Annotated in this window: 12 protein-coding genes; 11 read left to right on the top strand and 1 reads right to left on the bottom strand. The window is 63.3% G+C overall.

What is annotated here, in order from left to right; translation table 11 throughout:
• Nucleotides 1-1,002 precede the first annotated feature (1,002 nt).
• Nucleotides 1,003-1,692 (top strand): hypothetical protein, encoded by a 690-nt coding sequence (locus VL15_RS08830; protein ID WP_048244960.1) that lies wholly within the window; start codon nt 1,003-1,005, stop codon nt 1,690-1,692.
• 88 nt (nt 1,693-1,780) lie between these two features.
• Nucleotides 1,781-2,011 carry a hypothetical protein gene (locus VL15_RS08825; RefSeq protein ID WP_048245088.1) on the top strand — a complete coding sequence of 77 codons (231 nt, stop codon included), beginning with the start codon at nt 1,781-1,783 and terminating at the stop codon, nt 2,009-2,011.
• 278 nt (nt 2,012-2,289) lie between these two features.
• Here the strand turns inward: VL15_RS08825 and VL15_RS08820 are convergent, their stop codons facing one another.
• A complete protein-coding gene (locus VL15_RS08820) occupies nt 2,290-3,126 on the bottom strand; it encodes an alpha/beta fold hydrolase (protein WP_048244957.1) in 837 nt (278 codons plus the stop codon).
• A 107-nt stretch (nt 3,127-3,233) separates the two neighbouring features.
• Here VL15_RS08820 and VL15_RS08815 point away from each other — a divergent pair, with 107 nt between their 5' ends.
• From VL15_RS08815 to VL15_RS08775, 9 genes are all read left to right on the top strand, one after another.
• Nucleotides 3,234-3,764, top strand: a complete 531-nt coding sequence (locus VL15_RS08815) for a MarR family winged helix-turn-helix transcriptional regulator (protein ID WP_048244955.1) — start codon at nt 3,234-3,236, stop codon at nt 3,762-3,764.
• Between the two features lie 92 nt (nt 3,765-3,856).
• Nucleotides 3,857-4,813: a LysR family transcriptional regulator gene (locus tag VL15_RS08810; RefSeq protein WP_048244953.1), complete on the top strand. Its 957-nt coding sequence runs from the start codon at nt 3,857-3,859 to the stop codon at nt 4,811-4,813.
• 191 nt (nt 4,814-5,004) lie between these two features.
• On the top strand, nt 5,005-5,934 hold the full coding sequence (locus VL15_RS08805) for a TauD/TfdA family dioxygenase (protein WP_048244951.1): 930 nt from the start codon (nt 5,005-5,007) through the stop codon (nt 5,932-5,934).
• On the top strand, nt 5,931-7,406 hold the full coding sequence (locus VL15_RS08800; RefSeq protein ID WP_048244950.1) for an AMP-binding protein: 1,476 nt from the start codon (nt 5,931-5,933) through the stop codon (nt 7,404-7,406). Before VL15_RS08805 ends, VL15_RS08800 begins: the two co-directional genes overlap by 4 nt.
• Nucleotides 7,407-7,419: 13 nt before the next feature.
• On the top strand, nt 7,420-8,046 hold the full coding sequence (locus tag VL15_RS08795; protein WP_048244947.1) for a thermostable hemolysin: 627 nt from the start codon (nt 7,420-7,422) through the stop codon (nt 8,044-8,046).
• A gap of 57 nt (nt 8,047-8,103) precedes the next feature.
• Entirely contained in the window at nt 8,104-9,294 is a 1,191-nt protein-coding gene (locus VL15_RS08790) for a multidrug effflux MFS transporter (RefSeq protein ID WP_048244945.1), read from the top strand.
• Nucleotides 9,291-9,725, top strand: coding sequence for a DoxX family membrane protein (locus tag VL15_RS08785; RefSeq protein ID WP_048244943.1), 435 nt, complete (start codon nt 9,291-9,293; stop codon nt 9,723-9,725). The genes VL15_RS08790 and VL15_RS08785 overlap by 4 nt, the downstream gene beginning before the upstream one ends.
• A gap of 166 nt (nt 9,726-9,891) precedes the next feature.
• The gene (locus tag VL15_RS08780) at nt 9,892-10,989 is read left to right on the top strand and encodes an efflux RND transporter periplasmic adaptor subunit (RefSeq protein WP_048244940.1); all 1,098 of its coding nucleotides are present in this window, start codon (nt 9,892-9,894) and stop codon (nt 10,987-10,989) included.
• Nucleotides 10,986-14,072, top strand: coding sequence for an efflux RND transporter permease subunit (locus tag VL15_RS08775; protein WP_048244939.1), 3,087 nt, complete (start codon nt 10,986-10,988; stop codon nt 14,070-14,072). The genes VL15_RS08780 and VL15_RS08775 overlap by 4 nt, the downstream gene beginning before the upstream one ends.
• Nucleotides 14,073-14,093 lie beyond the last annotated feature (21 nt).

Genomic DNA, 14,093 nt, shown 5'->3' with positions numbered 1-14,093 from the left:
CCAGATTGTGAATAAAAGCGTGAATTTCGAGGAATGCATCAAGCACCAACCTTGATATAAGACATGTCGCGAACCGCAGACGCATGCTAGAAGGTCGCTTTTATAATTACAAGATATTTTCTGTCAGATTAATTTTTAACAATGACGATGTTAATCAAGTCAGGATTTGGTGAGAAATATGAAATGATCTTGTCGGCCGCGTCGACGGTATCGGCAACATCGCGCCGAAGGCGTGCGCGTGGCGAGTTTCTGGAGATTCGGCGTGGAGCGGGGCGGGGCGTGATACCGCCGGAGCGGAACGGGCGATATGAAGCGGAATGACAACGACAGCTGGAATCTGTTTTACTGAATATTGGCCTTGATTGTTACCTTCGCTTGCGTCGAAATAAAATTGACACAAGATGCTGTGTTTATCATCTATGGCGGCAACTGTCTTTAAATATGCAACGGACGTCCGGCATCCACGCAAGTGCGTCTGATGCAGGTACCGCGTAGGCGATCGGATCTGAAGTCGAAACGACACGACTCAGTGGTGACAAGAATACCATCCGTTGTCTGGCGCGAAATTCTGCATTGAATTGGAGATAAAAATAAGCAAATTCATATTTGGGGTAAACGATAGGGCGTTTGTCGCATTTGATTTTAAAAAAATTTCCTAAGATGATCTGGCGGGGATGCGCAGATTGGATTGTCGTCTGTCATCTTAAAATCATTACGACATCGGCCCTTTTTAAAAATAATTTATTGGAAAATTTCACCAGAGCCTCGGGTAGTCGCAAACGGGGCGGGAAGACCTATTCCTGACGGAAAACATTCCGAGCATGAGTGCTGAATGCTTCCGAAAAGCATGCAGCCCGAATCTCGGGTGAAGTGGATTTTATTTGCCAAAAAAATATCGAATCGTCAATCGCGCATTACGGAGGTGCTTATGTAAAAAACCAAGCTATAGATGAAATATGTGCGTCGAGACACAAAATCTATCTTTCATCGTGGAGACCGGAAATGGCTTCTTATTATGTCGATTTCAACAACGGCACCCAACAAACCTGGACGATGGCTGTCTATCAGACCCTGCCGAGTTCCATTGGGTTGGAGAGCGTGTCGTGGAAGCAAACGACCGTCCCGCAAAGCGGTTCCAGCGGTGTGACGTGGGATATTCTTTACAACGTCGCCATTGCCAATTACCAACAGATCGGCGGCATCGGGGTCTATAAAGCTAGTCAGACGTTGAAGGCGGAATTGGGGACGGCATGGGACTGCGTTTTCCAAGATAACGTCCAGCAACTGATCCCGGCGAGCGGATCCGTACCGGCCGATTCCATCGTCATCAATAACAAGTCGGCCAGTCTCGCGAACCTTGGCATCGGCATGAGCGGTCAAGGATCCGTGTACAAGAAGGGTGTGGTCAGCGGCGCATCGGCTCAGTTCCAGGTGACGCCGACTTATTGGGTCGGTTTGTTCAATTCACTCGTCCTCGGCGAAGTGATCTCGAGCAACGTCGTCGTCGGGCCGCTGCAGTTGACCTATCCTAGCGGGCTGAATCTCGCGACCGTCAATGCGACCATGGACGGCAGCACGATCAAGCTCAACATCACTTATGGCCAGCAAGTGGCCGTCGAAAACAATGTGGTGGAAAGGCTCATTGCTGCGCAACCGGCGAGATCCGGGCTTTTGCTCGAATACGATAACTAAACGGCCAGGCCACAGTTGTTATATGAGAGATAGGCGCCGTGACGGCGCCTGTCTCTTTACCCGCCATTTTTCGATCCGGATCATCGACATGCGCACTATTGCCAAGATTCTCTTTCCGACCTTGTTGGCTTGCCTTGTTTTCAACGGAGAAGCCAGCGCCGCCCAAACATCCTTCTGCTATTTCCATCACAATTGTCCCGCCGACGGAAAGCTGCCGAAAGGCCAGTTGCCCGAGCAATACACCAAGCGGCAGTGCACGAACGGAGGGGGAAAGAGCTGGGGCGACGGCCCGAAGAGCTGCGAGAACGTGAACAATTGACGGCGTCGGTGTTGAGGGCCGACTTCAGAGGGGATTACGAAAACGCCGACGCCGCCGCATTTCCGCCGGGCGGAACCGGTCGGTATGGAGAATCTTTCCTGTCACAACTGCTCGATCGTCGCGAAAAACCATCCGAGCGAAGCAGGCTGCGATTGGCTCGACCAACAAGGGGCCGCGAAGCGCCCCTTGTCTTTTGACCGGGTGAGCGGGCGTGTCCACGAAACGCTGGCCGGCCCAAAGCGCACAGCCGCGTCCTGCATTCCGGTATCGATCGGCGCTTATTGCGGGCACGTATCGCACGCTGTATCCAGCACCTCATGTCCCGCCAGGAATCGCAGGAGCGTCCAGTTGAACGTGCCGGCACGATCGACGTTCGGATGATGGCCGCTGCCGGGCAGCATGCCGAACCGGGCGCCTGGAATCATTGCGGCAAGTCGCTGGCCCTCGATGGCCGGATGGATTCCGTCATCCTCGCTTTGCAATACGAGTGTCTCGCTGCGTACGAGATTCAGTCGCCTTCGTACGTCGTAGCTTGCGATGCCGTCGCACAAGCGCGCCAGATAAGCCGGATTGGCCGCAGCCGCTTGTGCGTGTCCGATCTGATACGCGATTTCACCGTCCTCCGATTGCGCGTACTCCGCGCTGACCAGTAACGGCCACATGTCCTCGAACCAGCGGATCGCACCGTCGTCGCGCTGGAATCCGGCTTTCCACAGCTCGAAACGGCGTACCGCATCGTCGGCGGTCGAATTCGAGAATCCGTTGCAGACGACCAGCTTCCCGACGCGCGACGGTGCATCGATTGCCATCGTCAGCGCGATCGCACCACCGAACGAGAGGCCCACCAGCGTCGCGCTGTCAAGACCGAGATGATCGAGGAGATGCTCCAGAGCGCTGGCCAGCGCCGGGGTATCGAGCGTGCGATCCGGATGAGACGATGCGCCGTGACCGGGAAGATCAGGCACGATGACGCGATAACCTGCCTGGCGAAGGAACGGAATCTGCCGCGCCCATGCGCGGCCGCAGCTACCCAGATCGTGAATCAGCATGACCGGAATGCCGCTGCCGACGTCCGCATAATAGATGTCGTGGTCTCTGAGTGATAGTTTTGTCAATTGTCTGCTCCAGTGACGTGCGCACGGGCGCCCTCGTGGTTATCTTAATATTGAGATATATTGATGACAAGCGCTCATCGAGCGCATCTTCGAATGAGAGGACATGCATGACCGTGCGGGGCCAGGAAGATCACGTCGACCACGTCGTTGCGCAATGGCATGGCCAGCGTCCGGAACTCGACGTCGCGTCGATGGAAATCTTTGGACGGCTGGCGCGGCTCGCGAAGCATTGCGAAAAGGCGCGCGCCGAAGCGCTGTCGCCGTTCGGCTTCAAGGAAGGCGAATTCGATGTATTGGCAACGTTACGGCGGGCGGGCAAGCCGTACGAGCTGTCGCCGACGCAGCTCTATCGCTCGCTGATGATCACGTCGGGGGCGATCACCAACCGGTTGATGCGGCTCGAACAGGCCGGCTTCGTCGAGCGCGTGCCGAATCCGCAGGACGGCCGGGGACTTGCCGTGCGGTTGACGAAAGCAGGCCTCGAACTGATCGACCGTGCCGTCGACGTTCACGTCGACACCCAGAACCTGTTGCTCGGCGGCCTGGACGGCGACGCGCGTACGACGCTCGCCGCGTTACTGAAGCGCGCGCTGCTCGCGCTGCCGGGCGAGGCACTGCCGGCGGACGGCGAGGATTAGCGGCGACAGGGGAGAGCGTACGCTCATGCGATATCTGGCCGGGTTTTGCGAGGGGCCTGAAACAGTGACAACAACAACGATCAGGAAATAACGTGCTCAACAACAACGTATTGCGCCAACTTGATCTGCAGGACGTGATGGTGTTCCTGTGCCTGTACGAACACAAAAGTGCGCGACGCACCGCTGAAGTCATGAGCATCAGCCAGCCGACCGTCAGTTATTGCCTGAAACGGCTGCGCAACTGCTTCCACGACGCGTTGTTCGACGTCGATCACGGCAGTCTCGTCGCGACGTCCAAGGCCGAGGCCATCGAGCCTTATCTGCGTAACGTGATCGACGCCGTGAACCACTGCGCGGACATGGATGACGATCAGGTCGTCGCGTCGGCGCGCCGCGTCATTCGCGTATGCGCACCCGAGTACTTCGAGCTGCTGCTGTTGCCGGGCGTGCTCGAGTCGTTCATGAAGCGTGGCCGGGAAACCTCGCTGGTCGTCGACCGGCTTGGCCGCGAACTGCCGGTCGAACGGCTGCTGGCCGGCGAAATTGATTTCGCGATCGGCTTTGGTCCCGGTTATCACCGGCTCCATCCCGACCTGCAATGGGAATCCGTCCTGTCCGACACGTTCGTGTGCCTGACCGCGTCGCGCACACTTGCCCCGTCGACACGCGTATCGCTCGACGAGTTCTGCGACATGCACCACGTCTTTCCGACGCCGTGGATTTCCGAGCGGAACATGATCGACGGCTGGCTCGAAAAGCTCGGACGGTCGCGCAACATCGTCGCGCGGGCGAACACTTACCAGGCCTGCCTGAATATCGTCGCGCGGCTACCGGTCGTCCTGATCCTGCCGCGGCGCCTGATTCCCTACCTGTCGATTCCGGCCGCCGTGCAGATTTGCGAGGTGCCGCTCGGCTTCCCGACCTTCACCCTCGACGTCATCTGGTCCACCCAGATGGAAAAGAACCCCGACATCCGCACGATGCGCACGCTGTTCAAGGATCTCGCGAGCGCGAACGCACTCGAGCCGGGGGAACTGCCCCGAGCGTAACAACCGGCCCCGGCCCGCGTCCGGTTTGTTGACGGTGAGGAAGCAAAGGCCGGCTTCCTTGCAGGACCCTAAACAAAATTTACATTCTCCATTTAATTTTTAAAACGGTCTGCCCAGCCGTGTCGGTAGATTGGTCAGTGTTCGACGAAGCCGCGCTTCGAACTCAAGACCAACCACACTGAGAGGCAACCATGATGGATGTAGTTGACGTAGTCACTGCGCAGGTTCAGCACAAACCATTGCCGCGTTTCGGCTTCGAGTTGATCGAAAGCCTCGAACCGGGCCAGAAGGCGATCGATCTTGTCGATACCGACCAGTTGTACGAGCAGCTCGCCCACTCGGGCGTCGTGATCTACCGCAATTTCGCGGACTCGCTCGAGGATTTCAACCGTTTCGTCAGCCAGCATTCGGCGCGCGTCACGTTCGACCCGGCGCGCAAGACCTCGACGGAGAACACCGCGGAGATCGATGCCGGCGCGCTCGAAATGGGCCTGCACCGCGAAAACGGCAACCTGCCGTTCACGCCCGACCTGCAATGGTTCTACTGCCTCGAGCCGGCGCGCGTCGGCTCCGAGACGACGATCTGCGACGGGCAGCGCGTGCTGCACGAACTGACGCCGGCCGTGCGTCGCCTGTTCGAGCAGCGCCAGATCAAGTATGCGCGCCGCATTCCCTGGCCGAACGTGCAGCGCTTCCTGAGCATCGAGCTGCAGGTGCCGGCCGACGAAGTGAACGACTCGCATCTCGAGGTCGTCAACCAGCGCGTGCGCGGCCAGCAGTATCGCCGTCTCGACCCGTTCCTCGTGTCGTCCGAGCGCGTGACCGACGCGATCACCACCAGCTGCTTCTCCGGCCGCCGCGCGTTCTGCAACTCGCTGCTCGGACCGAGCGTGAACTACGAGCCGCCGCTGATCACCTGGGCCGACGGCACCGACATCGATTTCGAGGTTTGGGACGAAATCAAGGACGTGACCGCCCGCTACACGTATGACCTGTTCTGGAACAAGGGCGACATCGTCGCAATCGACAACAGCCGCGTGATGCATGGCCGCCGCCGCCTCGCGGACACGGGACGCCGCATCTTCGGTGCCCAAAGCTATCGCAAGGAAGCCATCGCATGATCAGCGCACTCATCGAACGTCATTTCGCCGAAGCACCGAACCGCGTCGTCGTGAAGGAAATGGACGGCCGCGAATACTCGCTGGACGAACTGCGCGCGGACGTCGCGCGTATCGCCGCCACACTGCAGGACGTGTACGGCGACTGCAGCGGCCTCGTGTTCGGGGTCGCCGCACGCTCCAGCTACACGTGGGTCGCGACGATGCTCGCCATCTTCCGCGTGAAGGCCGTGCTGCTGCCGGTACCGATCGAATTCTCCGACGAGCAGATCGGCAGCCTGCTGCACAAGGCGACCGCGATCTTCACGCAGGATGCGCATACCGCCGCGCGCATCGGCGCGATCCTGCCGGGCATCGCCTGCCTCGACGCCGCGAGCGGGCGCGACGCGTGGCCGGCAGCCGGCGCACGCGCCGGCGAGCGGATCGAGCCCGGCATCTGCGGGATCATCCATACGTCCGGCACAACCTCGAAGCCGAAGGGCGTGAAGATCCGCGACGAGGCCGTCGGCCTGCTCGTGACCAATGTACTGAAGCGCGTGCCGGCCGGCCCGCTCGACTACCTGTCGATCGTGCCGATGAGCCTGCTGATCGAGCAGGTGCTCGGCGTGTTCCTGCCGGTGCTGTCCGGCGGCTCGCTGACGCTGATGCCGGCGAACTACGCCGAGTACGGCTCGCGCAGCGGAAATGCGCGCGACTACCTGGACCTGATCGCCCGCGTCGATCCGAACTTCCTGTACCTGCCGCCGAAGCTGCTCGAGGAAGCCGACGCGCTGCTCGAATCGACCAGCGTGACGCAGCTGTTCGGCCGCCGCAACCCGCACATCATCACGGGCGGCGCGAAGATTCCGGCCACCGTGCTCGAATCGCTGGACAAGCGCGGCGTGCAGGTCTACGAGGCCTACGGGCTCAGCGAGAACAGCTCGATCATCTCGCTGAACTACCCGGGCCAGCGCCGTATCGGCTCGGCCGGCACGTTGCTCGACGGAATCCTGCCGGTGATCGTCGACGGCGAGCTGCGGGTGCGCACGCCGACCCTCTGCGCGGGCTACTACAACTCGGACGACACGTCGTGCGAGCTGACCGACGGTTACCTGCATACCGGCGACATCGCCGAGATCGTCGACGGCTTCCTGTACATCACCGGCCGCAAGAAGCACGTGATCATCCTGTCGACGGCACGCAACATCTCGCCGGAGTGGGTGGAGACGGTCTACAAGGAAAGCGCGCTGATCGACGACATCGTGGTGTTCGGCGAAGGACGCGAGGAGCCGGCGGCGATCGTGCTGTCCGCGCACGACGAAGCGGCGGTGCGCGACGAGATGGCGCGGCTCGAACCGCGGCTCGCGGATTTCGCGCGGGTTCGGCGGGTCAGGGTGGTGACCGATATCGAGCGCTTCCGCAAGGACTACTACACGGTCACCGGGCGGCCGCGCCGCCAGTTGATCGAGCGCGATCACGCGGCGTCGCTGTACTGACCGGGAGCCCAACGTGCACATCGTACGAACCTTCCATCCGGGTCACGGCGCCTATCGCCAGATCCAGCTCGCGGTCACGCAGCATTACTACCAGGCGCACGGCGCGCGGCCCGAGCCACGGCCGGACCAGTTCTGGTGCCTGACCGACCGCGCGATGTCGTTGCCCGGCTATGCGTGCGTGGGGCTCAGTTGGGGGGACAGCGCGCCGCTGTTCTCCGAACACTACCTCGACGAGTCGCTCACGCGCCTGTACGGGCTGTCGCGCGCGGAACTCGTCGAACTCGGGCAGTTCTCGTCGTTCGGCTCGAAGGGCGCCGGGCGCTACCTGATCTCGAATGTGTTCCGCACGCTGGCCCAGCATCACTACCGGTACGTGCTGATGACGGCGACGGAGCGGGTGCGCCACATCGTGCAGTCGCTGCAGATCGCCTACGACGATCTCGGCCCCGCGTGCGTGAGCCGGGTACGTGACACGCATGTCGACTGGGGCACGTACTACGACAACGCGCCGCGCGTCATCATGGTGAAGATCGACGACCTGGCCGCCCGCAACGATCTGCCAATGTGGAGCCCGCTCGACGATGCACCGTCGGCGCGCATGCCGCTGAGGCAGGTCGAACTGGCCGCAAACGGTCACTGATCCCGACGGGCCGCACGCATGTGCGTCGGCCTGTCCCGTCATTTCAGGAACGTCCCCATGTCCGATTCCAAACGATACGAAAACTTTCTCGTGTTCCTGGCGCCGCTGATCAACAGCGTCGGCGGGATCGCGATCGACCTCTATGCGCCGAGCATTCCGGCCATCGGTCGAGAACTCAACGTCGCGCCGAGCATGATGCAGAACACGATCACGATCACGCTCGTGTTCTATGCGATCGGCCAACTCGCATTCGGCATGCTCGCCGACTGGTGGGGCCGCCGCCCGTCGGTGCTGTTCGGCCTCGCGCTGTTCATCGCCGGCAGCGTGCTCGCGGTCGTCGCCCCATCGTTCGAGGTGCTGATGATCGGGCGCGCGATCCAGGGCTTCGCGATCGGCTCCTGCCAGGTCGTCGCGCGCGCCGTGCTGGTCGACCGGCTGAAGGGCGACCGCTTCCGCGTCGCGATCGTCTATCTCAGCCTGGCATTCGGCCTCGGCCCCGTGATCGCGCCGTATATCGGCGGACACGTACAGGAATGGGCCGGCTGGCGCTGGAACTTCGTCGTCTATTGCGGGTACGGCCTCGTCGTGCTGTCGTTCGCGTTCGCCGGTCTGCGCGAGACGTTGCGGCCGGAACTGCGGCGCACGCCGCGGCAAACCATCGCGGGCTACCGTGAGATCCTGTCCGATCCGCATTTCCTGTCGGCGGTCGCGATGCTCGGGATGAGTTTTTCCGCGTTCCTGATGTGGAACGTGATCGGCCCGTACATCGTGCAGTTCCGTCTCGGTCATTCCGCGTCGTATTTCGGCTCGACGGCGCTTGGCGTCGGGCTGTGCTACCTCGGCGGCACGACACTGAACCGGAGCCTGATCCGCCGCTACAGCGGCGAGCAGCTGATGCGCGGCGGCATCGCGACGTTTGCCCTCGGGGTGGCCTGCGTGGCCTCGAGCGGCGGCGAGCTGATCCTGCCGACCGCGCTCGGCGGCATCATGCTGATTGCCTTCGCGCAGGGCTTCATCTTCTCCAATGCGATGGCCCGCTCGATGGCGCTGTTCCCGGGTCGGGCCGGCGCCGCGGCGAGCCTGCAAGGGTGCCTGATGCTGGCGCTCGGTTCCATCGTGTCAGGGGTCGTCAGCGCGCTGCCGATCGAAACGAATGCGGCGATCGCCGTCATGTTCGCGTGCCTGCTGGGCGTGACCATGGTCGGCTTCCGGCAACTGCATCGCCTGCATCCGCAGGTGGCGCGATGAAGACGGCCCTCGCGCTCGCGCTGCGGCTCGTGCTCGGCGCCTTCTGGTGCTGGGCCGGCCTCACGAAGCTGGCCGGACACTTCGATGCCGGGCCGTTCCTCACGGCCGCCGTCTCGCGCTCGGCGGCGGCGCCGGAAGCCGTGCGAAGCGCACTGATCGGCGCGATCGGGCACGTCGCATTGCCGCATGTCGCGCTGGTCAATTTCGCCGTGCCCTGGCTCGAGCTCGCAGCGGGCCTGTCGATCCTGCTCGGCGTCGCGACCGCTTGGGGTATCGGCACGGCGGCCGCGCTGTCCGCGCTGTTCCTGATGTGCGGTGCCGTCAGCACCAACCCGTTGCTGCTGTTCGGCGCGGTCGTGCTGGCGATGTCGCATCCGTATGCTCGCGCGTGGACCCTTCACGCGTGGCGCTCGCCTGCTGCGACCCTCTGACCGTCGTAGCAGGTGCTTTTTTGGCCGCATGACCCGACGTCCCGGGCATGCGGTTTTTTTTGCGTCCGGTGCGCGAAATATTTAATCAGGAATTCAAAAAATTGACATCCGGATCATACCGCCCTGTCCAAACTGATGCCATGACAGACTCGATCGGGAATTCTCCATGAGACGCTCAATGTTCTTTACCGCCGGCGCGCTGGCCGTCCTGTTCGGCGCATTATTCTTCTGGCGCACGGAGCGCGTGTCAGCTGCCGATCGGCCGGTGCCGCCGCCCGCACCGTTGCCGGTCGAAACCGTCGTCGTGAATCCGCAGTCGACGGCGCCGACGCTCGACGCGGTCGGCTCGCTCGAAGCCGTGCGGCAAGTGACGATCGCGCCGGAAGTCGCGGGCCGCATCGTCGGCATCCAGTTCGTCGCGGGCTCGCGTGTGAGCGCCGGTCAAGCGCTCGTGCAGCTCTACGACGCGCCCGAACAGGCGAAGCTTGCCGGGCTGCAGGCGAAGGCGGATTACACGCGCCGGCAGTTCGCGCGCTCCGAGCAACTGGCGCCGAACGGCGCCGAGCCGAAGGCGACCTTCGACGCGCGCCGCTACGAACTCGATGCCGCGCGCGCCGATATCCGCGAGACCCAGGCGGTGATCACGCAGAAGCTGATTCGCGCGCCGTTCTCCGGTGTGATCGGGTTGCGACGCGTGAATCTCGGGCAGTACCTGAACCCGGGCGACGCGATCGCGACGCTCACCGATCTCGACACGCTGCATGCGAATTTCACGGTGCCGCAGAAGGCATTGAGCCGCGTCGCGCTCGGTCAGACCGTGCGCGTGACGACCGATGCGTATCCTGGGCGATCGTTCGACGGGCGCGTGACGGCCATCGAGCCGCAGGTCGGCGACGAGACTCGCAACATCACCGTGCAGGCCACCGTGACCAATACCGGCCAGTTGCTGCGCCCGGGCATGTATATCGACGCCCATCTGATGCTGCCGGGCCGCGACGCGGTGATCAGCGTACCGGATACGGCAGTGCAGACGTCGCAGGCCGGCGACACCGTGGTCGTGGTCGAGCAGCGGGACGGGCGCGGCATCGGCGTCGCGCGCGTTCGCAAGGTGCGCACCGGCACGCGCGACCAGGGCCGCATCGTCATCGAGGACGGGCTGCGCGCCGGCGATGCGGTCGTGACGACCGGGCAGCTGCGCGTCGCGCCGGGCGCGAAGGTGCAGGCGCTCGCCGATGCATCCACGCAACGGGAGACCGTGCGATGAGCCAGACCACGCAAGGTGCGCGTTTCACCGATATCTTCGTGCGGCGGCCGGTGCTGTCGCTTGTTTGCAGCGTGCTGATCCTGTTGATCGGACTGCGCTCGCTCGGCGCGCTGCCGGTGCGCCAGTATCCGATGCTGGAGAGCGCGACGATCAGCGTCGAGACGGCTTATCCCGGCGCATCGCAGGCATTGATGCAGGGTTTCGTGACGACGCCGATCGCGCAGTCGATCGCGACCGCGGACGGCATCGAGTACCTGACGTCCACGTCGACCCAGGGCAAGAGCGTCGTGAAAGCGCGGCTGCGCCTGAATGCCAACGCCGACCGCGCGATGACGGAAATCATGGCGAAGGTGCAGGAGGTCAAGTACAAGATGCCCGAAGGCGCGTACGACTCGGTGATCACCAAGCTCACCGATGCGCCCACGGCCGTCATGTACCTCGGCTTCTCGAGCGATACGCTGTCGATCCCAGAGATCACCGACTACGTGGTGCGGGTCGCGCAGCCGCTGGTCACCACGGTGCCGGGCGTGGCATCGGCCGAGATCGTCGGCGGGCAGAACCTCGCGATGCGGGTCTGGCTCGACGCCGCGCGGCTGGCCGCGCACGGGTTGTCGGCTGCGGACGTGTCGGCCGCGCTGAAGGCGAACAACGTCCAGGCTGCGCCGGGCCAGTTGAAGGGGGCGCTCACCGTCGCCGACATTTCCGCGAACACCGATCTGACCGACGTCGCCGCGTTCGGCAACCTCGTCGTGAAATCTGATGCGAACGGCGGCTTCGTGCGGCTGCGCGACGTCGCGACGATCGAGCTGGGCGGCCAGCAGTACAACGCGAGCGCGCTGATGAACGGCCACCGCGCAGTGAACATCGCCATCAACGCGACGCCGTCGGGCAACCCGCTCGACATCGTGCGCGGCGTGCAGGCGCTGCTGCCGACGATGGAGCGCAGCAAGCCGGCCAGCATCCGGATCGGCGACGTGTTCGACGTGGCGCGCTTCGTCAATGCGTCGATCGACGAGGTGCGCGAGACGATCATCGAGGCGATCGCGATCGTGGTGGTCGTGATCTTCCTGTTCCTCGGCTCGTTCCGCGCGGTCGTGATCCCGGTCGTGACGATTCCGCTCGCGCTCGTCGGCTCCGCGGCGCTGATGCTGGCTGCGGGATTCTCGCTGAACCTGCTGACGCTGCTCGCGATGGTGCTGGCGATCGGGCTCGTCGTCGATGACGCGATCGTCGTCGTCGAGAACATTCACCGGCACATCGAATCCGGTGAACCACCCGCACGCGCGGCGCTGCTCGGCGCGCGCGAGATCGCGTCGCCGGTGATCGTGATGACGATCACGCTGATCGCCGTGTATGCCCCGATCGGGCTGATGGGCGGGCTGACCGGTTCGCTGTTCCGCGAATTCGCGTTCACGCTCGCGGGCGCGGTGTGCGTGTCGGCGCTGATCGCGCTGACCTTGTCGCCGATGCTGAGCTCGCTGCTGCTCGACAGCAAGATGTCGGAAGGGCGCATCGCGCGTGCGATCGAACACACGCTGTCGCGCGTCACGCGCGGCTACCGGCACCTGCTGCATGCGAGCCTTGCCGCACGGCCGGCGGTGCTCGTGTTCGGCGCGGGCGTGCTGCTGGGCATCGGCGTGCTGTTCAGCGGCGTGAAGCGCGAACTGGCACCGCAGGAGGACCAGGGCTCGATCATGCTGCAGGTCAAGGCCCCGCAGTATGCGAATCTCGATTACCTCGAACGCTACGCGCCGCAGGTCGAGAAGGTGTTTCGATCGCTGCCGGAGGCCGATACGAGTTTCGTGCTGAACGGTGTCGGCGGCGCCAATCTCGGCTTCGCCGGCGTGAACCTCGTCGACTGGTCGAAACGCACGCGCGGCGCCGCCGACCTGCAGGCGCTCGTGCAGACGCGCGCGAATGCCATCGCCGGCGACCAGGTGTTTACGTTCCTGCTGCCGTCGCTGCCCGCGTCGAGCGGCGGCCTGCCGATCCAGATGGTGCTGCGCGCGCCCGCGGACTTCAAGGACATCTTCGCGACGATGGACAAGCTGAAGGCCGCCGCGTCGAAGAGCGGGCTGTTCGCGGTCGTCGACAGCGACCTCACGTTCGACAGCCGCGCGGTGGGCGTGACGATCGACCGCAACCAGGCGAATGCGCTCGGCGTCACGATGAAGGACATTGCCGATACGCTCGCGGTGCTCGTCGGTGAGAACTACGTGAATCGTTTCGATCACGACGGCCGCTCGTACGACGTGATTCCGCAGGTTGCACGCGCGGAGCGACTGTCGTCCGAGATGCTGAACCGCTACTACGTGAAGACGCGCAGCGGCAAGATGGTCGCGCTGTCGACCGTCGTGCGCGTGTCGAACGGCAGCCAGGCGAACGCGCTCACGCAATTCAACCAGCTGAATTCGGCCACGCTGTCGGCGGTGGCCGCACCCGGCGTGACGATGGGGCAGGCGGTCGAATTTCTTCAGAAGCAGACATTGCCGGCCGGTTACGACATCGACTGGCTCGGCGAATCGCGGCAATACGTGCAGGAAGGCAACCGGCTGACCGTCACGTTCGTGTTCGCGCTCGTCGTGATCTTCCTCGTGCTCGCCGCGCAATTCGAAAGCTTGCGCGATCCGCTCGTGATCCTCGTGTCGGTGCCGCTGTCGGTGTGCGGCGCGCTGGTGCCGCTGTATCTCGGCTTCGCGACGCTGAACATCTATACGCAGATCGGGCTCGTCACGCTGATCGGCCTGATTTCCAAGCACGGGATCCTGATGGTGAGCTTCGCGAACGAACTGCAGCGCACGCAGCACCTCGACCGGCGCGCGGCGATCGAGCACGCGGCCGCGGTGCGGCTGCGACCGATCCTGATGACGACCGCCGCGATGGTCGCCGGGCTCGTGCCGCTGATTTTCGCGCGCGGAGCGGGCGCAGCCAGCCGCTTCGCGATCGGCATCACGGTCTCGACCGGCATGCTGGTCGGCACGTTATTCACGCTGTTCGTGCTGCCGACCGTCTACACGCTGATCGCCAAACGGCATCGCGAGGCGGCGACCAGCGAGCGGGCACGTGTGCTGGAGACGGTATGAGCGAGCAATTTGAAACGCGTG

It is taken from the genome of Burkholderia cepacia, assembly GCF_001039005.1.
Lineage (GTDB): Bacteria > Pseudomonadota > Gammaproteobacteria > Burkholderiales > Burkholderiaceae > Burkholderia > Burkholderia theae.
Note: the sequence above shows the minus strand (reverse complement) of the source record. Positions and strands in the feature narration are given on the sequence as shown.